Below are 23,059 nucleotides of genomic sequence, written 5' to 3' on the forward strand. Positions count from 1 at the left end.
GGCCTATGCCCCGACAGATTCCCTACATCATTGCCAACGAAGGCTGCGAACGTTTCAGCTTCTATGGCATGCGCAACATCCTCACGCCTTTCCTGCTCACTACCCTGCTGCTGTTCATCCCGCTGGGCGACCGTCCGGCCGAAGCCAAGCACGTATTCCACACTTTTGTGATCGGGGTGTATTTCTTCCCCCTGCTGGGCGGCTGGCTGGCCGACCGCTTCTTCGGCAAATACAACACGGTGTTCTGGTTCAGCCTGATCTATGTAGCGGGCCACGCCTGTCTGGCCATCTTCGAAGACAACCTCAAAGGCTTCTATCTGGGTCTGGGCCTGATCGCCTTCGGCTCGGGCGGCATCAAGCCGCTGGTGGTGGCTTTTGTCGGCGACCAGTTCGACCAGACCAATAAGAACCGCGCCAAGCTGGTGTTCGACGCCTTCTACTGGATCATCAATTTCGGTTCCTTCTTTGCCTCGCTGCTGATGCCGGTATTCCTGCGCGACTACGGCCCTGCCGTCGCCTTCGGCATACCCGGCCTGCTGATGGCGCTTGCCACTTGCGTGTTCTGGCTGGGCAAACGCAAATACGTGCATGTGCCGCCGGCCAAACCGGACCCGAACGCCTTCAGCAGCGTGGCCCGCACCGCCCTGCTGGCTAAACGCACCGGTCAGGGCCGGCCCGGCCTGATGGTGGCAGGCGCCGGCGCACTGGGCGCGCTGGCTTCGCTGGCCATGACGCCGCAATGGGGCTTTGTGATTGCCGCCTGCACGGCGCTGGTGCTGCTGCTGGCTTTCGGCGGCATCGGCATGTCGCTGCAACTGGACCGCGCGCGCGGCCCGCACACGGATGAAGCGGTGGAAGGCGTGCGCGCCGTGCTGCGCATCCTGATCGTGTTTGCCATGATTACCCCGTTCTGGTCGCTGTTCGATCAGAAAGCCTCGACCTGGATCGTGCAGGCCAACACCATGCACAGCCCGCTGCTGTCGCTGTTCGGCTGGGAATTCACCCTGCTGCCGGCGCAGATGCAGGCAGTCAATCCCATCCTCGTGATGCTGCTCATCCCGTTCAACAACGTCGCCCTGTTCCCGCTGATGCGCGCCATCGGCATCACCCCCACGCCGCTGCGCCGCATGGGCATGGGCATTGCGCTGTCGGCGCTGGCATGGGTGGTGGTGGGCATGCTGCAACTGCAACTGGACGGCGGCGATCAAGTCTCCATCCTGTGGCAGTTGCTGCCGTATGCCTTGCTGACGCTGGGCGAAGTGCTGGTTTCGGCTACCGGGCTGGAGTTTGCCTATAGCCAGGCACCGGCCACCATGAAAGGCATCATCCTCAGCTTCTGGTATCTCGCGGTTACCGTCGGGAACCTTTGGGTGCTTATTGTCAATTCTGGCGTGAAGCACGAAGCGGTCAGCGCCCGGATTGCCAGCAGCGGCCTGAGCCCGATTGCTTTCCAGATGTTCTTCTTCGCTGCCTTCGCAATGCTGGTGGCTGCGCTGTTTGCGCTGTATGCCATGCGCTACAAGATGGTCGATAATTATCGAAAAGAAACTATTAATTAAGTAGTTTCACTATTAATTGTTGCCACGGGGGAGCAAAATAAGGGAGTCACTTATTTTGCGAGCCCCTGCATGAAGAAAGTTATCAGCCAGTTTCTCTCCCTTCCCCTGTGGCGACCCGGCGCCCGCCTGATGCGCAGCCTGCGCCTGCCGGGCAAGTTCCTGCTGATTAGCATCAGCTTCCTGATTCCCCTGATCTGGCTGTTCTATAGCTATACCGCTGCCGCCATGCTGGATTTGCGCGTAGTCGGCAAGGAGAGGACCGGTGTGCGCGTGATGGCGCCACTGCTGCAGGCCCGCGAGGCCGCCATCAGCTGGCGCCTGCTGGCCCGTAACGCCGCCGACGGCGAAGCCGCAGCGGAATTAGCCACAGTGCGCAGCGCTTTCGACAGTGCTTTCCAGAAGCTCGACGGCGTCGAAGCCGAATCGGCCGATGCACTGGGCACCAGGGCTGACATGCTCAACGTGCGCGATGCCTACCGCGCGGCCCAGGGCAATTTCAGCAACGGCGAGGAAGCCGCGCAGAAGTTGCGCGCGCTCGATCTGGCGCTGGTACGGCTGGCCGACGGCACGCTCGATAACTCCGACCTGTCGCTCGATCCGGCACTGGAAAGCTACCACCTGATGAGTGCCGCCCTGCTGCATGCGCCACAAGTCATCGACCGCCTGTCGGAATTGCGCACGCTGGGCCGCAGCAGCCTGAAAGCCGGCAGCATCACGCCCCAGCAGAGCGCGCAGATGCAGCGCCTGCTGGCCATCATCGAACATGAACAGCGTCAGGCCAAACAGGACCGCGCCATCGTGGCGGCCGCAAAACCGCAATATGCCAGTGCCCAGCGCAGCGACAGTGAAGCGGCGCTGAATGCACTGGCCAGCGCCGTGCGCAGCATCTTCCCTTACGGCCAGAATGAAATTTCAGGTGACCGCATTGCCTTCGGTACGCAGGTCAGCAGCGCCATCCGCCTGCAGTTCGAGGATATTGCCGCCAACCTCACCGTGCTCGATACCATGCTGGCCGAGCGCGAAGCCGGCCTGCGCACGTCGCTGTACGCCACCCTGACGCTGTGCCTGATCGCGATTCTGCTGTCGGCCTATCTGTTTGTCGGCTTCTACAACGCGATGCAGAGCGGCTTCAAGAAACTGCGGCGCGAACTGATCGCCATTTCCATGGGCGATCTGCGCTCCGACATCAAACCGACCGGCAGCGATGAACTGGCCGGCATGCTGCGCGAACTGACCAATATGCAGAAGGCGCTGCGCGACACCGTCACCGAAGTGCAGCAGGCCAGCGATATGGTGGTGTCGTCCAGCATCGACATTGCCGAAGGCACGCGCAATCTGTCCAGCCGGACGGAAGCCGCGGCGTCCGCACTGGAAGAATCGTCGGCAGCACTGGAACAGACTATTTCTACCGTACAGATGACGGCCGATTCGGTGCGTCAGGCATCGGCCATTTCGATAGAAAACGCCAGCGCCGCCACGCGTGGCGGTGTGGTGATGCAGAACGTGGTGCAGACCATGGAAGGCATCGAAGCATCGTCGAAAAAAATCAGCGAAATCATCAGCGTGATCGACGGCATCGCCTTCCAGACCAATATTCTGGCCTTGAACGCTGCAGTGGAAGCTGCCCGCGCCGGCGAACAGGGGCGCGGCTTCGCCGTGGTGGCCACCGAAGTGCGGGCACTGGCAGGCCGCAGTGCCGCAGCTGCCCACGAAATCAAGGCGCTGATTACCCAGAGCTCGCAGGAAGTGCGGGCCGGTACCGACGTTGTGCGTCAGGCTGGCCAGACCATTACGGAAATCGTCGCCAATGCGGCACAGATCAAAACCCTGCTCGATGAAGTCGCCAACGGTGCGCGCGAGCAGAGCATGGGCATAGGCCAGATCGGCGAAGCCGTAGCGGAGCTGGACCGCAATACCCAGGCCAACGCCCAGCTGGTGGAAGAAACCGCCGCCTCGGCCGGAGCCCAGCGCGATGTGGCCATCCATCTGGCGGCGCAGGTGGATGAATTCCGCCTGCCCGGCAAGGCTGCCGGCAAGCTGGTGGAAGGCGTCGATGTGGACAGCATCATCGACGCGCACCGCCAGTGGAAAGTCAAACTGCGCGACGCCATCGAAAAAGGCGACCAGATCGACGTCAAGACGCTGGAGCGCGACGACTGCTGCGCGCTGGGCAAATGGATTTATGGCGATGGCCAGCGTTTGAGCGGCCGCCCCAGCTTTGTCGCCCTGATCGACAAGCATGCCCGCTTCCACCGCATTGCCGGTCAGGTGGGCGAACTGATTAACAAGGGCGAATACCTGCGCGCCGAACAGGCGCTCAGCCATGGCACGCCGTTCTCCCAAGCCACCACCGAAGTGGTGGAGGTGCTGTCTGGCGCAAAACGCGTAGGATTCGAGTAAAAAACAGCCATCAAGTATCAAAACTACAGAATTTGGATTACCATAACCGGCAAATCCACCCGTATTGCAGCATTTTTGTAACTGCACTACTAAAAATTCTAACGTTTCGGAGACTAGTATGGCTGCTCATCCCCGTGCCGCGTGGCGTTTCGCGGCTGGCCTCACTCTGGGCGGCGTTATGGCGCTGCCCGGCGTCGCTGCCACCGCCGCCCCTACACTGGCCGCCTGCGACGCGCCGTTCGCCACCACCCTGCAAGCAGCAGCGGCCAGCGATGCGCGCGCCTACTGGCTGGACCGCCAGACCATACAGTGGCCCAACACCGGCGCCAGCGATGGCGTATTCAAACTGTATTACGCCGCCACGCCGGCCATCAGCGCCAGTAGGGGCAGTGCCGTGCGCGGCGCCGAAGCTGCCCTGACGCTGACGCCGTCGACCAATGCGCTGCCCGATGCGCTGGCCCAGCGCTTCCGCTTTGTCGGCAAAGGAGCGCAACTACAGCTGTCGGCTGCCGATAGCGCCCGCCTGCCGCAACTGCTGACAGGCCAGCTGGTGCTGGTACTGGAAGGCACGGACGGCAAGGTGCGCGATGCCACCGGCCTGCAGCTCGCCGGCGCGCTCGACGACCTGTATGCCGCTGCCAGCGATGTCACCGATCTCGGCGTCACCGTCGCAGCGGCCAGCGTAGGCTTCAAACTATGGGCGCCCACGGCCCAGCAGGTCGCCGTCTGTACCTATGCCAGCGGCACGGCAGCCGCCAGCAGCATACAGCCCATGCAGCGCGATAGCGTCAGCGGCGTCTGGTCGCTGCAGTCTACGGCTGCACAGGATGGCCAGTACTATCGCTACGTGGTCGATGTCATCGCCCCGTCGGCGGGGCTGGTGCGCAATCTGGTGACCGATCCCTACTCGGTCAGCCTGACCACGGATTCGCGCCGCAGCTATATCGCCGATCTGAATGCGGCCCGCCTCAAGCCAGCTGGCTGGGAGCGCGAGCACCGGCCCAAGCGCGTCTACTTCCAGCCCGACATGACAGTGTACGAACTGCATGTACGCGATTTTTCCATCAACGATGCCAGCGTCAGCGCCGCCAATCGCGGCAAGTATGCAGCCTTTACGGAAACCGCCAGCAACGGCATGCAGCATCTGGCAGCCCTGAGCAAAGCCGGCATGACCGACATCCACCTGCTGCCCGTGTTCGATATCGGCAGCGTGCCGGAACAGGGTTGCGTCACGCCGCAGATCCCGGCCGGACTGGCGCCCGACAACACGGAAGCGCAGGCCATCATCGCCCGCACCCAGGCCAGCGACTGCTATAACTGGGGCTATGATCCCTACCATTACAACGCACCCGAAGGCAGCTTTGCCAGCGATCCGGCCGATGGCGCTACCCGCATCATCGAGTTCCGCCAGATGGTACAGGCGCTGCACAAGACCGGCCTGCGGGTAGGTATGGACGTGGTGTACAACCATACCTTCATCGCCGGCCAGAACGAAAAATCGGTGCTCGACCGCATCGTACCCGGCTACTACCACCGCCTCAACGGCAACGGCGAAGTGGAACGCTCCACCTGCTGCGACAACACCGCCACCGAGAATCGCATGATGGGCAAGCTGATGATCGATTCGGTTGCCCAGTGGGCGCAGCAGTACCACATCGACTCCTTCCGCTTCGACCTGATGGGCCACCAGCCGCGCGCCGCCATGGAACAGCTGCAGGCCCGCGCCGATAGCGCGGCCGGGCGCCACATCAACCTGATCGGCGAAGGCTGGAATTTCGGCGAAGTAGCCGATGGCGCCCGCTTCGTGCAGGCGTCCCAGCTTTCGCTCAATGGCAGCGGCATCGGCACCTTCAGCGACCGCGCACGCGATGCCGTGCGCGGCGGCGGTGCCGGTGATAGCGGCATGCAGATGATCAGCCAGCAGGGCTATATCAATGGCCTGGTCTACGACAACAATGCGCAGGCGGGCAAGCGCAGCGTGACCGATCTGCTGCAGGCCGCCGACATGGTGCGCGTCGGTCTGGCCGGCTCCATCCGCAGCTACACCATGCGCCGCTACGACGACAGCGTCCAGCCGCTGCAGAACATCGTCTATGGCGGCAGCCAGCCTGCCGGCTACGTAAGCGAGCCGGGCGAGGTGGTGAACTATGTGGAGAACCACGACAACCAGACACTGTACGACATCAACGCCTTCAAGCAGCCTGCCTACACCAGCAGCGCCGAGCGGGCGCGCGTGCAGATGCTGGGCGCAGCCATCAACGCATTCAGTCAGGGTGTGGCCTACTTCCATGCGGGCTTCGATATCCTGCGTTCCAAATCACTGGACCGCAACAGCTTCGAATCGGGCGACTGGTTCAACCGGCTGGACTGGACCTATCAGGATAACTACTACGGCATAGGCGCGCCGCGCGCCGAGGACAACGGCAAGGACTATGATCTGATCCTGCCGCTGCTGCGCAATAGCGCCATCAAGCCCACGCCGCAGGATATCGCCTTTGCGCGCGATGCCTTCCGCGATCTGCTCGCCATCCGCGCCAGCAGCACGCTGTTCCGCCTGCGCAGCGCAGCGGAAATCCGCCAGCGCCTGCGTTTCTACAATACCGGCAGCGGGCAGGTGCCGACGGTACTGGTGGGCCACCTCGAAGGCGCCGGTTATCCGGGCGCCCAGTTCAAGTCCATCACCTACCTGATCAACGTCGATACGCAGGTGCAGAAACTGGTCATCAATGAGGAACAAGGCCGGCGCTACCAGCTGCATCCGGTACACACCAGCATGACCGCAGCGGACAAACGCGTGGCCTCGGAAGCCAAGTTTGATGCTGCCAGCGCTTCCTTTGTAATTCCGCCACGAAGTGCCGTGGTATTCGTAGAAACGTACTAAAAAATCATGCTATCTTTCCGGCTCCCTATGGATCCGGAAAGAGATCGTGATGAGACTCCGCAACGCAGCAGCCCTGCTCCTGTCAGTGTTACTTTGTGCCTGTGGTGGCGGCGACTATGTGCCGCAGGCTAACCACGCGCCGGTGGCCAGTGCCGGCCCAGCGCAGGTGGTCACGGTAGGCACATCGGTAAAACTGAATGGCACGGCGACCGATGCCGATCAGGATCTGCTGTCCTACCTCTGGACGCTGTCCAAGCCCGCCAACAGTAGCGCCTACCTGCTCAACTCCAAAGTCGCCACGCCCACCTTCAATCCCGATGTGCCGGGGGTGTACGTGGCTACCCTGATCGTCAACGACGGCAAGGTCGATAGCCTGCCCTCTACCGTCATGATTACGGCGCAGTAAGCAGGCCTGCACCGTCAGGCGTACTCAGTCCTGCCCGATCAGCACCACGGCATTGCGCGTGCCGAAATTCACCGCGCCGTGACGCACCACCGCCGATTTTCCGCTGTAGTAGTCGCGCACTTTCACACCATCGGCAAACACGCCGTGCAGCGCAATGCTGGTGCTGCGATCAGTCGGCAGATCGAGCGCCACCACCACCTTATCCTGCAGCGCGCCTTTGCTGTAGGTGCGTTTGAAGACGTATGGCTGTGCCTGCAGCTGCTGGTGCACGCCCGCCCCTACCGCAATATGCGCCTGACGGAACAGGCCCAGTTTAGCCCAGTGCGCGCGTACATCCGCCACGCGGTAGCCATCACGCCGGGCGTTCTGTTTCAGCTCGTCCCAGTTCATGAAGGAGCGCAGCTTGGCGTCGCCCACTGCCTCGGCTACATCGAGTTTGCGCGCCGTCTCGTCGCCGTAATAGATCTGCGCGGCGCCGGGCGCCAGCAACAGCTTGTTGGCCGTCACAAAAGGACGCTTGCGGGCCGCATCGAAGGGCCGGTCGAAATCGTGCGAAGCCAGATAGTTGAGCACCGAGTAGCCTTCCAGTGCACCGCCGTGCAGCATGGCGGAATAGCTGCTGAACATGGTCTCGTAGTCGTGTTCGGCATCGAACACGGTGCCGAAATTGATCAGGCTATCGAAACCATTCTGGTAGTAGTTGGCCATCTGTCCGCCGCCCAGATCGTGCAACTGGCCGTCGGCCAGCTTGTAGTTGTAGACTTCGGCCGTCATGTAGAAATGGTCATCGGACAGCTTCTTCGCGGGGTTGGCGCGTTTCCATTGCTCGAACGCCGCATCGGCCACCTTGCGCAATTCTTTCCATACCGGCGCTTCGACATGCTTTACCGTGTCGGCACGGAAGCCATCCACCCCGTATTTGCGCACCCAGTCGCTATGCCATTTCATCAGGTAGTAGCGCGGCGCACGCGGATAGCCGGTGCGGGCAAAGAACTCGTCCAGTTCGCGCTGCTCGCGCTCCAGTCGTCCTTCGCGCTGCCACTTGGCCACCAGTGCTGGCGGCAGTGCTACCGGCGTATCGCTATCGGTACGCACATCGGGCAGATTCTTCACCAGCGTGCAGCTGATGGTGCTGGCCGCATCCTTGTAGGTACAGCCTGGTCCGGTACGCACCCACTCGTCCGGCCAGACCGGATCAAGCTCCGTCACCGGGCCCGTATGGTTCATCACCACATCGAGCAGCACGCGGATACCGCGCTGATGCGCCGCTTCGACCAGCTCGCGGAAATCCTGCTCCGTACCCAGATTGGCGTCGATGGCCGTGAAATCCGCTGCCCAGTAGCCGTGGAAGCCGTAGGATTTACCCGTGCCTTCATCGGTACCGGCATGGATCTGCTCCACCGGCGGCGTCAGCCAGATGGCGTTCACGCCCAGACTGGTGAAATAGCCCTCGCGGATTTTCGCCGTAATACCGGCCAGATCACCGCCCATAAACCCGCGCAGCGGCCCGGCATCGGCGCTACGGCCATAGGCCAGATCGTTGGCCTTACTGGCATTGTTGAAGCGGTCCGTCAGCAGGAAATAGACTGTCGCGTTCTCCCACGAAAATGGCCGGGCGGCCTGCACAGCCTGAGCCTGTGCCGCTTTCGGCGCCGCTGTGGCAGCAGCGTTGCCGCCCAGTGCCAGAGCCAGTGAGATTGCGAGAGTAGTCAGTTTCATGCTGTCGTCCTGTAGTGGTTTAGGTGATAACGCTAGGGCGCGCGCGGCCGGTCCAGCCGCTGATGCCTGCCACCTGTTCGGCGATCAGTATCAATGCGGCTAAGGCCTGCTGCGTGAGCAGATGGTGGTAGGTCGGGTCGGCTTCGTAGCGCTCCAGATAGACGCGCAGCGTGGCTCCTTCCGTGCCCGTGCCGGACAGGCGGAACACGATGCGCGAGCCATCCGTCATGACGATGCGTATGCCCTGCTCCTTCGACACGGAAGCATCGACCGGATCGGTGTAGGCAAAATCGTCGGCATAATCGACCACGTAATTGCCCAGATCTCTGCCCGCCAGTGCGGGCAGCTTGATGCGCAGCGAAGCCATCAGCTCGTTGGCAGCGCGGGCGTCAATGGCCTCGTAATCGTGGCGAGAATAATAGTTGCGGCCAAAGCGGGCCCAGTGTTCGTCCACCAGCTGGCGCACGGTCTTACCTGTCACTGCCAGCAGGTTGAGCCAGAACAGTACGGCCCACAGCCCGTCCTTTTCGCGGATATGGCTGGAACCCGTGCCGTAGCTTTCTTCGCCGCACAGGGTGGCCTTGCCCGCATCGAGCAGGTTGCCGAAGAATTTCCAGCCGGTCGGGGTTTCGAAACAGGGAATGCCCAGCGCTGCGGCCACCCGGTCAGCCGCGCGCGAAGTGGGCATGGAGCGGGCAATGCCGGCCAGTCCCTGCCGGTAGCCCGGCGCCAGCGTGGCATTAGCTGCCAGCACGGCCAGACTGTCGGACGGGGTCAGTTCGAAACGGCGGCCCACGATCATATTGCGGTCGCCATCGCCATCCGAGGCGGCACCGAAATCCGGTGCGTCGTCTGCCGCCATGATGGCGATCAGCTGCGCCGCATTGACGGGATTCGGATCGGGATGGTGGCCGCCAAAATCTTCCAGCGGCACGGCATTGATCACCGTGCCCTCCGGTGCGCCAAGCTGGCCTTCCAGTATGGCTCGGGCATACGGGCCGGAGACAGCATGCATGCCGTCGAAGCACATGCGGAAGCCGCTGGCGAACAGGGCCCGCATGGCGTCGAAATCGAATAACTGCTGCATCAGCTCTGCGTAGTCGGCGACGGGATCGATCACCTGCACCACCATCTGCTCCAGCTGATGGGTAGCAGGTGTACTCAGATCGATCTCTTCCCCGTCGCTGATGCGGTAGCTGCTGATGGTCGTGGTGCGCTGGTAGACCGCCTCGGTCACGCTCTCGGGGGCCGGACCGCCGTTGGCAATGTTGTACTTGATGCCGAAATCGCCATCGGCGCCGCCCGGGTTATGACTGGCTGACAGCACGATGCCGCCCATGGCCGCATATTTGCGGATCACGCAGCTCACTGCGGGGGTAGACAGTATGCCGCCCTGCCCCACCAGTACGCGGGCGTAACCGTGGGCCGCCGCCATGCGCAATATGGTCTGCACGGCCACGCGATTGTAGTAGCGGCCATCGCCGCCCAGCACCAGGGTCTGGCCGGTGCAGTCGCCCAGCGTGTCGAACACGCTCTGGACAAAATTTTCGAGGTAGCCGGGCTGCTGGAAAATAGTGACTTTTTTTCGCAGGCCGGAAGTGCCGGGCCGCTGGCCCGGGAATGGCAGGGTAGTTCTGGTCTGAAGGCTCATGTTCGCTCCGTGCAGTGGGAATGCAGACGACGGACACTCACTGCGCACATGGTGGCCGCCGCTCAGGCCAGACCGCACACGCAGATCGTGATCATACGAACAATATTACCTTACTGGCCGACCGGTTCTGCGTTGTCGCGCACTATCAGGGTCAGCACACCGGCAACGATCATGCACACGCCGCCCAGCATCACCGTCTGCACGGTATGGCCGGCAAAGAAGTGCTTGGTGACGAAACCGAGCAGCAGGCCACTGACGATCTGCGGAATCACGATGAAGAAATTGAACACACCCATGTAGTAGCCCATGCGTTTGGCAGGCAGCGCGCCAGCCAGAATTGCATACGGCATGGTCAGAATACTGGCCCAGGCGATGCCCACGCCTATCATCGGCACATACAGCAGGCTGACGTCGTGGATGGCGTAGAGACTGAACAGGCTCGCGCCGCCGATCACCAGGCAGCTCATGTGGACAAACTTACGGCTGGTGTAGCGCGCAAAGACAGGCAGGATGAATGCCGCCAGAGCCGATACGCCGCTATACACGGCAAACATCACGCCGACGCGGTTACCGGCTTCCTGATAGGCCGCCGACTGCGCATCTACGGTGCCGAACACGTTCTCGCCTATGGCCGAGGTGGTGTAGATCCACATCGCGAACAGCGCTATCCAGGTAAAGAACTGCACGGCAGCCAGCTGCATCATGGTGGCCGGCATACGGGTAAAGCCGCCCATGATTTCACGCACGGCGATCGCCATGCCTTTGGTACGGCGCTGTTCGGCGCGGAACGCTTCCAGATCGTCCGGCGGGGTTTCCTTGGCTGTCAGCACGGTCCACAGCACGGCCAGCATGTAGATGGCGCCGCCGCTGTAGAAGGAGTAGCGCACCGTATCGGGGATGGCACCATTCACCGGCACATTGCTCACGTGCAGATAGTCGGCAAAGATGGTGGGCAGCAGCGAGGCAATCACGGCACCCCAGCCGATGAAGAAAGTCTGCATGGCGAAACCGGCGGTCTGCTGCGAAGGCCCCAGCTTGTCGCCGACGAAGGCGCGGAACGGTTCCATCGAAACATTGATGGCACCATCCATCAGCCACAGCACGGCCACGGCCATCCACAGCGCGCTGGAATTGGGCATCAGGAACAGGGCGATCGACGCCAGCAGAGCGCCCACGAAGAAGAACGGACGGCGGCGGCCCCAGGTCGGGTGCCAGGTATTGTCGCTCAGGTAGCCGATAATCGGCTGCACCAGCAGGCCTGTGACCGGTGCGGCCAGCCAGAATAGCGAGAGGTCGTCGGGATTGGCGCCCAGCGTGGAAAAAATGCGGCTGGTGTTGGCATTTTGCAGCGCAAAGCCGAACTGTATGCCGAAAAAGCCGAAGCTCATATTCCATAACTGCCAGAACGACAGTATGGGCTTACTGGTGGAAGTGTGCATGCGGCGTGTCCCCGACTATTTTGAGATTTGTAGCAAAATAACACGCCGTACTATGTGTGTCAAATGATAGAACCCAAGGTAGAATACAGGAAAAAAGCCGCACGGGCAGCCTATATTCCTGCTTAAATGTAGCCAAACAACATCAATACGGACCATTTCGAGACGACCCGACTACATGAAAAAACCGACTTTGACCCGCCTTGCCGCCCTGCTGCCCCTGACGCTACTGGGCAGCCACAGCGCGCTGGCACAGAATGCCGAGCGCAAATTCGAAAGTGCCAGCCAGCGCGATGGCCTGCTGGAAGTACGCACCAGCGATGGCCGCTACCTGATCAAGCCCTACACGGGCAGTATCGTCGAAACCACCTTCGTGCCGAACGGAGAAGCCGTCTATCCCGTTTCGCACGCAGTGGTACTGGCCCCTGCGGGCGTAAAAACCGCACTGGCCAGCAAAGCCGACCGCCTCGAATACACGGCCGGCGGCATGCAGGTAACGATTACCAAAGCCCCGTTCCAGATCAGCTACGCCTACAAGGGCCGCAAGCTGGTAGCGGAAAAACACGGCTACCTGAAGAAGCAGGATGATCTGGTCAACGGCAGCAAGGATATACACAAGGGCGAGCCGCGCACGCTGGAAGCCATCGAATTCGCGCTCGACAAGGACGAGGCCCTGTATGGCGCAGGCGAGCGCGCCGTCGGCATGAACCGCCGCGGCCAGCGCTTTACTCTGTATAACAAGGCCCACTACGGCTATGGCGAGCAGTCCAGCCAGATGGGCTACGGCATGCCGCTGGCGCTGTCGTCGAAAATGTATGCGCTGCACTTCGACAATCCGCAAACCGGCTATCTGGACTTCGACAGCCGCAAGGACAATAGCCTGAGCTACGAGACCATTGCGGGCCGCAAGACCTATCAGGTAATCGCCGGCGATAGCTGGGAAGACCTGATCGCCAGCTACACCAGCCTGACAGGCAAGCAACCCTTGCCGCCGCGCTGGGCGCTGGGTAACTTCGCCATGCGCTTCGGCTACCGCGACGAGACCATCGCGCGCGCCACCGTCAGCAAATTCATCGCCGACGACATCCCGCTCGACGCCATCGTGTTCGACCTGTTCTGGTTCGGCAAAGAAGTCAAAGGCACCATGGGCAATCTGGCCTGGGACAAGGACAGCTTCCCCAACCCGGCGGGCATGATCAGCGACTTCCGCAACAAGGGCGTGCAGACCGTAGTCATTACCGAACCGTTCATCCTCGATAGCTCGGCCAAGTGGCAGGAAGCCGTGGACAAAAAAATCCTCGGCACCGATGGCAGCGGCGCGCCGCTGGCCTATGACTTCTACTTCGGCCACACGGGCCTGATCGATATCTTCGGCCAGCCCGGCAAGGACTGGTTCTGGAACATCTATAAAGAGCTGCACCAGCAGGGCGTCACGGGCGTGTGGGGCGATCTGGGCGAACCGGAAGTGCATCCGGCCGCCATGCAGCATGCCACCGGCAGCGCCGATGCCGTCCACAACATCTACGGCCACCAGTGGGCCGGGCTGGTGGCGGAAGGCTATCAGCGCGACTATCCGGCCGAACGCCCCTTCATCCTGATGCGGGCCGGCTACTCGGGCACCCAGCGCTACGGCATCATTCCGTGGTCGGGCGATGTGGACCGCAGCTGGGGCGGCCTGCACTCGCAGCCGGAAATCGCCCTGCAGATGGGCATGCAGGGCGCCGCCTACATGCACTCCGATCTGGGCGGCTTCGCCAATCCGGTGCTCGATAACGAACTGTATGCACGCTGGCTGCAATATGGCGTGTTCCAGCCCATCTTCCGTCCGCATGCGCAGGACGACGTCGCGCCGGAGCCGGTGTACCGCGACGACGCCACCAAAGCGCTGGCGCGCGCAGCGATCCGCCTGCGCTACCAGCTGCTGCCGTATAACTACACACTGGCCTTCGACAATCACCAGCAAGGCCTGCCGCTGATGCGCCCCATGCTGTATGAAGAACCGCGCAACGCCAAAGTGTATGCCATGTCGTCCACCTACCTGTGGGGCAAGGACCTGCTGGTAACGCCGGTGCTGAACAAGGGCGCCAGCACGGCCGAAGTCTACTTCCCCGCGCGCAGCGTCTGGTTCGATTTCTACACCGGCGCCAAGCATGCGGGCGGCATGAGCGACAGCGTCAGGCTGGAAGCGGACCACATACCCGTGTATGTGCGTGGCGGCGCTTTCATCCCCATGGCCAAAGTGGTGCAGAGCACGCGCGACTACAATACCCGCCACATCGAACTGCACTACTACCACGATGCCAGCGTCAGCGCCGGCAGCGGCAAGCTGTATGACGACGACGGCCTGACGGCCAACGCCTACGAACAGGGCCAGTACGAACTACTAAGCTTCGCCAGCAAACTGCAGGGGCGCGAACTGAATATCAGCATCAGCTCCGAAACGGGCAAGCAGTACCAGCGTCCCGACCGCAGCATCGCCCTGCAGGTGCACAACGTCGCGCGCGCACCATCCGTGGTGCGGGTGGACGGCAAAGCCGTAATGTTCGTCTGGGACGAGACCGGCAAAGTACTGAGCGTGGCCATGCCGGCTAGCAGCGCCGCCAGCCGCAGCATCAGCATCACCCTTTAATCAGGAGCACACCGGGCGGGCCGTTTTGTCCGCCCGGTTTCCTTCTAGGTGTATCATTGCCGCCCATCGGATGGGTCCATCCGGTGCCATGACAAGATCACCAAGGGAGATGCCTGTGACACCAAAAATTATCAGCACGCTGCTGGCGCTGGGCGCCATGTCAGCCGCCAGCACCACCGTGCTGGCCGCCCCCACCCAGAAGCCCAGCGCCGCCGAAGCGGAACGCTTCCTCAACGCGACCGAAGCCAAACTCAATAAGCTCAATAACGAGCAGGCCCTGGGCGCATGGGTCGGTTCCAACTTCATTACCGACGACACCGAGGCCATCGCTTCCTACTTCGCCGAGCACTACCTGACCGCCTCGGGCGAAGCAGCGATCGCTGCGCGCCGCTTCAATGGTCTGAAACTGCCTGCCGAATCGGCCCGCAAGCTGATGCTGCTGCAGCAGTCGCTGGTGTTCGCCGATCCGAAAGAGCGCGAACAGTATGCCGGCCTGCAGGCCGCCCTGAATGGCGCTTATGGCAAAGCCAAATACTGCCCGAAAAACACCGATGGCAGCGCTGCTGCCTGTATGGCGCTGGGCGAAATGGAAAAAGTGCTGGCCACCAGCCACGACGAAGCCAAGCTGAAAGAAATGTGGGCCGGCTGGCACGCCCAGTCTCCCGCCTACAAGGGCAAATACCTCGACTACATCGCTCTGTCCAACAAGGGCGCCAAACAGATGGGCTTTGCCGATACGGGCGCCATGTGGCGCTCGCAGTACGACATGCCACCGGAAGCCTTTGCCAGCGAGATGGAACGCCTGTGGCAACAGGTTAAGCCGCTGTATGACTCGCTGCACACCTACACCCGCTACAAGCTGCGCGAAACTTACGGTGCCGATGTGGTGCCGCTGGAAGGCCCGATTCCGGCCCACCTGTTCGGCAATATGTGGAGCCAGACCTGGAGCAATCTGTATCCCATCCTGAAACCGGCCACCGGCGCCAGCAGCTTCGACCTGACGAAAGTGCTGGAAGAGCGCAAGACCGACGCCAGGCAGATGACCAAGTACGCGGAAGGCTTCTACACCTCGCTGGGCATGCAGAAACTGCCTGCCTCGTTCTGGGAGCGTTCGCTGTTCACCAAACCGCGCGACCGCGACGTGGTGTGCCACGCCTCGGCCTGGCCGCTGAACGAAAAGGATGATGTACGCATCAAGATGTGCATTACCCCGACAGCGGAAGACTTCACCGTGATCCACCACGAACTGGGCCACGTCTACTACTTCCTCGGCTACACAGGCCAGCCTTACCTGTTCCGCGCCGGTGCCAATGACGGCTTCCACGAGGCGATCGGCGACACCATCGCCCTCTCCATCACCCCCGGCTACCTGCAGAAAATCGGCCTGATGGATCAGGCACCGGACGCCGATGCAGATATAGGTCAATTACTGGAACGCGCGCTGAGCAAAGTCGCCATTCTGCCATTCGCCTATTCGGTCGACAAATGGCGCTGGGATGTCTATGCCGGCAAGACCAAACCGGCCGATTTCGACAAGAGCTGGTGGCAGCTGCGCGAGCAGTATATGGGCATGAAACGTCCGGTGGCAGCCGATGCCGGCGGCGCCGGTTTCGACGCTGGCGCCAAGTACCATGTGGCGGCCGACGTGCCATACGCCCGCTACTTCCTGGCCGATATGCTGCAGTTCCAGTTCCACCGCGCGCTGTGCCGCGAGGCAGGCTACACGGGGCCTCTGCATCGTTGCTCGATCTATGGCAACGCCAAGGCCGGCGCCAAACTGCAACAGATGCTGGCCATGGGCACCAGCAAACCGTGGCCGGAAGAGCTGAAAGCCATTTCGGGTGAAGAGCGTATCGACGGTGCCGCACTGCTCGATTATTTCGCACCTTTGAAAACCTGGCTGGACGCGCAAAACGCTGCCTACGCAGCCGCTGCAAAGAAGTAAAAAAGGCAAGTGACAGCGCTGCTGCGCGGCGCTGTTTTTAAGCGACAGTCCGAGACTCCGCGCAGCCCAGCGTGTATGATGAAGCACCCCGAGCTACGGGTGCTTCATCAGCTAACACACTGGAATTAACGGAGTAAAAATGAGTCTGGGACTGGTCAAAAAAGTCGTCATCGTCGGTGGCGGCACATCGGGCTGGATGACCGCCGCCGCGATGTCCACATTAATCTCCAACGGTTGCCAAATCCGCCTGATCGAATCCGATGAAATCTCCACCATCGGCGTGGGCGAAGCCACCATTCCTGTCATCCGCGGGTTCAATGACCTGATCGGCATCGACGAAAACGAATTCCTGCGCAACACGCAAGGCACTTTCAAACTCGGCATCGAGTTCGTCAACTGGGGCAAGCAGGGCGACTCCTATCTGCACGGTTTCGGCGTTATCGGCCGCGACCAGATGCTGGCCCGCTTCTACCACTACTGGCTGAAGATGTACCAGGAAGGCAAAGCGCCGAATATCGAAGACTATTCGATCAATACCGCCGCAGCGCGTCAGTTCAAGTTCATGCGCGCCGACCGCGAAAGCGGCGATTCGCCGCTGGCCGACGTTTCCCACGCCTTCCACTTCGACGCTTCGCTGTATGCCAAATACCTGCGCCGCGTGAGCGAAAGCCGTGGCGCCATCCGCACCGAAGGGCGCATCGTCAAGGTCGAACAGCGCGCCAGCGACGGCTATGTGGAAGCGGTGGTACTGCACAGCGGCGAGCGTGTCGAAGGCGATCTGTTTATCGACTGTTCGGGCTTCCGCGGCCTGCTGATCGAAGAAACCCTGAAAACCGGCTTCGAGGACTGGTCGCACTACCTGCCTTGCGACCGCGCCATCGCTGTGCCATGTGCCTCGGTCAGCCCGCTGCTGCCCTACACCCGCTCCACCGCCCACAAGGCGGGCTGGCAGTGGCGCATTCCGCTGCAGCACCGCATCGGCAATGGCCACGTGTACTGCAGCCAGTTCATGGAAGAAGCCGAGGCCGAAGACATCCTGATGAATAATCTCGATGGCAAGGCGCTGGCCCACCCGCGTCACCTGCGCTTCAAGGCGGGCAAGCGCAAGCTGGCGTGGAACCGCAACGTGGTGTCCATCGGTCTGGCCGGCGGCTTCATGGAGCCGCTGGAATCAACCAGCATCCATCTGGTGCAGACCGGCATTACCCGCCTGCTGATGATGTTCCCCCACATGGGCTTCGAGCAGGCCGATATCGACGCCTTCAACCGCGCCAATGATGACGAGTACATCGGCATCCGCGACTTCCTGATCCTGCACTACAAGCTCAATCAGCGCGTCGGTGATCCGTTCTGGGACTATTGCCGCAATATGCCGATTCCCGATTCATTGCAGCGCCGGATCGATCTGTATCAGAGCAATGGCCGCCTGCTGCTATCGCGCGACGAACTGTTTACGGAAACCAGCTGGATACAGGTGATGCATGGTCAGGGCCTGCGCAGCAAGGGCTACCACCCGCTGGTGGACCAGCGCACGCCGGAAGAAATCGAAGGCTTCCTCAACAACGTCAAGGATGTGGTGCAGCGCTGTGTCGAGCACATGCCGACGCACGAGGAATACATTGCAGCGCAGTGCGCCGCAGAGAAGATGTAAAGCTGTAAGCGAGGCCGAGGCAGCGAACGCTTTCGCCTGCCTCGGCCCCATTCTCTCGTTACTTCGCCGGTGCAGCGCAATGCTGCGCGATATAGTCGGCGTGGGTCGGCATATGCTGCACGCACTGGGCGATCACCTCGCGTATACTCTCCAGATACTTCTCCGCCTCCTCTAGCGGCAGCAGATCGGCCAGCGGATCATAGCCTCGCGGTGTCAGATTCTGGCCATGCATCACCTGCAGCCAGCCCGTCTCGGCAAACAGCTCGTTATCGAAGCGCACCACGCGGCCACGCGCCTGGAACAGATCTATCTTGTGCTGCAGCGAATCCGGCACCGCCATGGCGGCGCACTGCTTCCAGAACTCGGAATCATCACGCTGGTTGGCCTTGTAGTGCAGGATCACGAAGTCGCGGATACGCTCGTATTCGAAGCGGCTCTGGCGGTTGTATTCGGCCACTTCCAGCGGATTGAAGCCGCTGTCGGGGAAGAACTGCAGCAGGCGCGCTATCGATGACTGGATCAGGTGTATGCTGGTCGATTCCAGCGGCTCGAGGAATCCGCTCGAAAGACCGATGGCCACCACATTGCGGTTCCAGCCCTGCTTGCGCATGCCGGTTGTAAACTTGATCTGGCGCGGGTCAGCCAGCACATCGCCATCCAGATTTTTCAGCAGGATGTCCTGCGCCTGCGCGTCGTCCATAAAGGCGCTGCAATACACGTGGCCGTTGCCGGTGCGGTGCTGCAGCGGAATGCGCCATTGCCAGCCAGCCGTGTGGGCGGTGGAACGGGTGTAAGGCGTCAGCACGGAGGCGGATTTGCAGGGCACCGCCAGCGCACGGTCGCAAGGCAGCCAGTGCGACCAGTCCTCGTAACCGGTTTTCAGCGCCTCCTCGATCAGCAGGCCGCGGAAGCCCGAGCAGTCGATGAACAGATCGCCTTCGATCCGCTCGCCCGATTCCAGCACCACCGCTTCGACAAAGCCGTTATCGGACCGCAGCGCCACGCTGGCAATCTTGCCTTCGGTGCGGCGCACGCCGCGCTGCTCGCACACGCCGCGCAGATAGCGCGCATACAGGCTGGCGTCGAAGTGATAGGCATAGGCGATATCGGCCAGCGGCGAATTGGGAAGATCGGGCCGCGCCGGCATGAATTTATTGTGGCGGGCTGCCATGCGGGTAATCGAATATTCATCCAGCTCGCGCGCCTTGCCCAGTGCGCGCAGACGCTGCCAGTACTGGTCAAAGCGTACGGTCCACAGGTCCTGCCCCAGTATGCCGAAGCCATGGATGTAGCGGTCACCGAGCTTGCCCCAGTTGACGAATTCGATGCCCAGCTTGTAGCTGCCCTGCGTCGCTTTCATGAACTCCGCTTCGTCGATACCGGCCACCTGATTGAAGCGCTGGATCATCGGAATAGTGGCTTCGCCCACGCCGACGATGCCGATTTCGTCCGACTCCACCAGCCGGATGTTGTACTGCCCGCGCAGGATGGTGGCCAGCGCCGTGGCGCTCATCCAGCCTGCCGTACCGCCACCGACGATCACGATATTTTTAATCGCAGTCTGCTGCATCCAACTCACTCCTCGAAAAACCTGCTCCAGAAACGAAACAACCCCGGCGAACCGGGGTTGATGTTAGCACTAACTACCGACTAACTACGGGAGTTAGAACTTGTAGGTCAGACCGAACTGGTAGGTACGGCCGAACACAGTTTTGTACGAGATGGCGTTGGAATCAACACCGTTGTACTCCTGGTAAGGCGTATTGTTCCAGTTGTTAGCCTGTACGTAGACCGACAGACCTTTCAGGAACGACTGCTGGAATTCATACGAAGCCTGCAGGTCGATGATGGTCTCGCCTTTTACGAAGGTCAGCTGTGCGTTGTCCTGATAGTCGCTGATCTGGCCCAGAAAGTCGGAACGGCGGCGGGCAGCCCATGCAACCTGGAAGCCGTTTTTCTCGTAGTACAGACGCAGGTTGGTCACGCGCTTCGACAGGCCAGGCAAAGGAATCTTCACGCTACCTACGCCCTGGGTGGCGAAACCGACCGCAGGCAGTTCGATGCCGCTTTCGGTATTCGAGAAGTTAGCCGATGCACCGAAGCCGTCCAGATAGGTCGTAGCCAGCGAGAACGGTACGTTGACTGCGAACTCGTAACCGTGCAGATTGCCGCCGTCGCCGTTGGTCGGGATGGTCAACAGGCCGAGCGTCGAACCAGCGTATGGGCCGGTGGTTGGCAGCGGGGTCGCAGCCGTAACCTGACCTTTGAAGTCGAACGCACGTGGTGCACGCAGGATGTAGGTATCGAGCTTTTTGTAGAAGGCAGCAGCGCTGAAGTAGCCCTTGTTGCCGAAGTACTTCTCGTACGATACGTCCACTGCTTTAGCACGGAACGGTTCCAGCTTGGCGTTACCGCCGCTACCGGTCAGGATAGGCACGTTGTTGTTCTTGCTCACGCCGAAGGCCGAGCTGGCGCGCATATCGTCGAGGTTAGCACGGGCCAGCACTTTAGCCAGACCGAAACGTACCTGCTGTTCACGACCCAGATCGAACGACACGTTAGCGCTCGGCAGGAAGTCGTTATACGAAGTGCCGTCAGCGATAACCGCCGATGGGCAGGTTTCGGCAGTGATGCCGGTGCAGGTTGCCAGATCCACTTTGTTACCGGTGGTGGACTGGCTGGTGTGCACGAACTGCGCACCGAAGTTACCGCGGTAGTTCAGGCCAGCCAGCGTACCGTCCAGATCACCCATGGCGTAAGCGGTGGTGACTTTCTCCGATACCGACCAGTCTTTCGCCAGCACGCTGGCATCTACCCACTTGGCCAGGGTGTAGATCGAACCCAGCGTACCGGTAGGGTCGAACGAAACGATAGGAATGCCGGTGGTACCTGCAGTGGCGACATCGCTGCCCGGTACGGTGGCGGTAGCGTAGCCGCCGTTACCTTTGACAACCAGACGACCTTCTTCGCCGTAACGTACTTTGCTACGCTTGGTGTAGTTCATACCGAACTGCACGGCGGCCACTGGGCCCCATTCCACTTGCTGACGGCCCGACAGACGGATCGCGTCGATCTTGTCGTCCACGTTAGGCAGTGCTACATAACCGGCCTGCGGCGAGTTAGGGCCACCGCCCCAGCCGTCGGTATCGGTCAGGAATACTTGCGAGCGGTTCGAGTAGTCGAAGCTCGAGGTCAGTTTCATGGCCGACAGGTTGGAACCGTCGAAGCCGGTCCACGACAGGGAACCGATCTGCGAAGCGGGTACGTTACCAGCCTGACCGGAAGTGGTTTCGTAACGCGAGGCGTTTTTGGTAGCTTTCGAGTGCGACAGGTCGCTGGTCATGGTCCAGTCGGCCATCTTCCACTGGGTGTTCCAGCCGATAGCGGTCAGCTTGTCATCAGCCGATTCTTTGTGGTTACGTACGTCGCCCTTGAAGTTGCTGAAGGTACCGGCAGTGGCCACGCCATTCTGGATGGTGGCGTTGCTCAGCGTACCAACCGGGTCATAACCACCCCACGAACCGCCGATCGAACCTTCCAGACCGGTTTTCTTCAGGCTGTTGCTACCAGCCGAATAGAACAGATCGACCGAAGTCTTGAAGTCTTTGTTAGGACGGTATTGCAGCATGGCGGAAACGCCATCGCGGTTGTCTTTGGAGGTTTCGGTGTCAGCTTTGAAACCGGCTGGCACGATCACTTTCTGGCCGTTGTACATCACGGTGTCGGTGCCGCCGCCTTCGAATTTCTGCTGGCCGCCGCCGTTTTCTTTGTAGCTGGTGACACCCAGTGCCACACCGATGGTACGGTTGGCGAACTGGTCAACGTAGCTGAAGGTGTAGCGCTTGCCGTCGCCCTCTGGCGAACCGGAACGCACGCCGGTGCGCTCGTTACGGGCGCCGGCAGCCAGCACGCGGCCCGGGAAGTCCAGCGGCTGCACAGTGCGCAGGTCGATGGTCGATGCCAGACCCTGACCGATCACGGTCGCGTCCGGGGTCTTGTAGATCATGGCGCTGCCGATCAGTTCAGCCGGGAACAGATCGAATTCAGGGCTACGGGCATTGCCGGTCGAAGCCATTTCGCGGCCATTGACCAGCGTACCGTTGAAGCTAGGCGCCAGACCGCGCACGCTGATGTCGGCAGCTTTGCCCGAACCGCGGTTACGCTGGGCGGTCACGCCTGGCAGGCGGGCGATCGATTCGGCCACGCTGGAATCAGGCAGCTTGCCGATGTCTTCCGCGGAGATGGCTTCAACGATGGAGGTGGAATTCTTCTTGATCGAGATCGCTGCTTCGATACCGCGACGGATACCGGATACGACCACGGTCTGTACGTCCGCCGATTTGGCGTCGGCTGGAGCGGCCGTTACGTCTGCGGCCTGGGCAGCTTCGCCTTGCGCAGCTTCTTGCGCGTAGACGTTGCTCGCCATCATAGACAGGAATACAGCGCAGCCAGCTGCCACCGGATTCAGTTGGAACGCAGCGCTTTGACGGCGCTTATTCGCGAAAATACTCATTTAATGTCCCCTCAACACACGACACAAAAGTTAATTCCCGCAAACATCAGCCGCACCGCAAGCCGGGGCGTCTCAAACTACACGGGATCCAAGGAAAAACAACGTTCTTAAGACGTTCTGGAAAGAATTTTGTACTAAAACTAGATTCTGTGTCAAACAAAAGCACGGGCAACTACGCTTGACAACACGCTTACAAGCGGGTTTCCCCAGCGAACAAGGGTGACTCGTTGTATTTCGGCTACAGGAACAGTACAAAGATCATGTAGTGG

Annotated in this window: 12 protein-coding genes; 7 read left to right on the forward strand and 5 right to left on the reverse strand. The window is 61.1% G+C overall.

What is annotated here, in order from left to right; translation table 11 throughout:
- Positions 1-5: 5 nt before the first annotated feature.
- The 4 genes from GTP27_RS04515 (at position 6) to GTP27_RS04530 (ending at position 7,246) form a co-directional block, all read left to right on the forward strand.
- On the forward strand, positions 6-1,559 hold the full coding sequence (locus tag GTP27_RS04515; RefSeq protein ID WP_161037975.1) for a POT-type proton-dependent oligopeptide transporter: 1,554 nt from the start codon (positions 6-8) through the stop codon (positions 1,557-1,559).
- A gap of 69 nt (positions 1,560-1,628) precedes the next feature.
- Positions 1,629-3,959 (forward strand): methyl-accepting chemotaxis protein, encoded by a 2,331-nt coding sequence (locus GTP27_RS04520; RefSeq protein WP_161037976.1) that lies wholly within the window; start codon positions 1,629-1,631, stop codon positions 3,957-3,959.
- 118 nt (positions 3,960-4,077) lie between these two features.
- Complete coding sequence (locus tag GTP27_RS04525) at positions 4,078-6,840, forward strand: alpha-1,6-glucosidase domain-containing protein (protein WP_161037977.1); 2,763 nt, start codon at positions 4,078-4,080, stop codon at positions 6,838-6,840.
- Positions 6,841-6,889: 49 nt separating this feature from the next.
- Entirely contained in the window at positions 6,890-7,246 is a 357-nt protein-coding gene (locus tag GTP27_RS04530; RefSeq protein ID WP_161037978.1) for a PKD domain-containing protein, read from the forward strand.
- Positions 7,247-7,270: 24 nt separating this feature from the next.
- Here the strand turns inward: GTP27_RS04530 and GTP27_RS04535 are convergent, their stop codons facing one another.
- The 3 genes from GTP27_RS04535 to GTP27_RS04545 form a co-directional block, all read right to left on the reverse strand.
- Positions 7,271-8,965, reverse strand: a complete 1,695-nt coding sequence (locus GTP27_RS04535; protein WP_161037979.1) for an alpha-amylase family glycosyl hydrolase — start codon at positions 8,963-8,965, stop codon at positions 7,271-7,273.
- 19 nt (positions 8,966-8,984) lie between these two features.
- Entirely contained in the window at positions 8,985-10,616 is a 1,632-nt protein-coding gene (locus GTP27_RS04540; RefSeq protein ID WP_161037980.1) for an alpha-D-glucose phosphate-specific phosphoglucomutase, read from the reverse strand.
- 110 nt (positions 10,617-10,726) lie between these two features.
- On the reverse strand, positions 10,727-12,055 hold the full coding sequence (locus tag GTP27_RS04545) for an MFS transporter (RefSeq protein ID WP_161037981.1): 1,329 nt from the start codon (positions 12,053-12,055) through the stop codon (positions 10,727-10,729).
- Positions 12,056-12,230: 175 nt separating this feature from the next.
- On the opposite strand from GTP27_RS04545, the gene GTP27_RS04550 reads away from it, so the two are divergent.
- From GTP27_RS04550 to GTP27_RS04560, 3 genes are all read left to right on the forward strand, one after another.
- Complete coding sequence (locus GTP27_RS04550; protein ID WP_161037982.1) at positions 12,231-14,681, forward strand: glycoside hydrolase family 31 protein; 2,451 nt, start codon at positions 12,231-12,233, stop codon at positions 14,679-14,681.
- Positions 14,682-14,790: 109 nt separating this feature from the next.
- The gene (locus tag GTP27_RS04555) at positions 14,791-16,626 is read left to right on the forward strand and encodes a M2 family metallopeptidase (RefSeq protein WP_161037983.1); all 1,836 of its coding nucleotides are present in this window, start codon (positions 14,791-14,793) and stop codon (positions 16,624-16,626) included.
- A 139-nt stretch (positions 16,627-16,765) separates the two neighbouring features.
- Complete coding sequence (locus GTP27_RS04560; RefSeq protein ID WP_161037984.1) at positions 16,766-18,277, forward strand: tryptophan halogenase family protein; 1,512 nt, start codon at positions 16,766-16,768, stop codon at positions 18,275-18,277.
- Positions 18,278-18,335: 58 nt separating this feature from the next.
- Here the strand turns inward: GTP27_RS04560 and GTP27_RS04565 are convergent, their stop codons facing one another.
- Entirely contained in the window at positions 18,336-19,847 is a 1,512-nt protein-coding gene (locus GTP27_RS04565) for a tryptophan halogenase family protein (protein WP_161037985.1), read from the reverse strand.
- Positions 19,848-19,940: 93 nt separating this feature from the next.
- Positions 19,941-22,790, reverse strand: coding sequence for a TonB-dependent receptor (locus GTP27_RS04570; RefSeq protein WP_161037986.1), 2,850 nt, complete (start codon positions 22,788-22,790; stop codon positions 19,941-19,943).
- Positions 22,791-23,059: the final 269 nt, after the last annotated feature.

Source organism: Duganella qianjiadongensis (assembly GCF_009857915.1).
GTDB lineage: Bacteria > Pseudomonadota > Gammaproteobacteria > Burkholderiales > Burkholderiaceae_D > Rugamonas > Rugamonas qianjiadongensis.

Excerpts from the sequence above, each read along its gene's own strand:
- GTP27_RS04570 (WP_161037986.1), bottom strand. The coding sequence starts at position 22,790 with ATGAGTATTTTCGCGAATAAGCGCCGTCAAAGCGCTGCGTTCCAACTG.
- GTP27_RS04520 (WP_161037976.1), top strand. The coding sequence starts at position 1,629 with ATGAAGAAAGTTATCAGCCAGTTTCTCTCCCTTCCCCTGTGGCGACCC.
- GTP27_RS04535 (WP_161037979.1), bottom strand. The coding sequence starts at position 8,965 with ATGAAACTGACTACTCTCGCAATCTCACTGGCTCTGGCACTGGGCGGC.
- GTP27_RS04545 (WP_161037981.1), bottom strand. The coding sequence starts at position 12,055 with ATGCACACTTCCACCAGTAAGCCCATACTGTCGTTCTGGCAGTTATGG.
- GTP27_RS04515 (WP_161037975.1), top strand. The coding sequence starts at position 6 with ATGCCCCGACAGATTCCCTACATCATTGCCAACGAAGGCTGCGAACGT.
- GTP27_RS04530 (WP_161037978.1), top strand. The coding sequence starts at position 6,890 with ATGAGACTCCGCAACGCAGCAGCCCTGCTCCTGTCAGTGTTACTTTGT.
- GTP27_RS04565 (WP_161037985.1), bottom strand. The coding sequence starts at position 19,847 with ATGCAGCAGACTGCGATTAAAAATATCGTGATCGTCGGTGGCGGTACG.
- GTP27_RS04560 (WP_161037984.1), top strand. The coding sequence starts at position 16,766 with ATGAGTCTGGGACTGGTCAAAAAAGTCGTCATCGTCGGTGGCGGCACA.
- GTP27_RS04540 (WP_161037980.1), bottom strand. The coding sequence starts at position 10,616 with ATGAGCCTTCAGACCAGAACTACCCTGCCATTCCCGGGCCAGCGGCCC.
- GTP27_RS04550 (WP_161037982.1), top strand. The coding sequence starts at position 12,231 with ATGAAAAAACCGACTTTGACCCGCCTTGCCGCCCTGCTGCCCCTGACG.
- GTP27_RS04525 (WP_161037977.1), top strand. The coding sequence starts at position 4,078 with ATGGCTGCTCATCCCCGTGCCGCGTGGCGTTTCGCGGCTGGCCTCACT.
- GTP27_RS04555 (WP_161037983.1), top strand. The coding sequence starts at position 14,791 with ATGCCTGTGACACCAAAAATTATCAGCACGCTGCTGGCGCTGGGCGCC.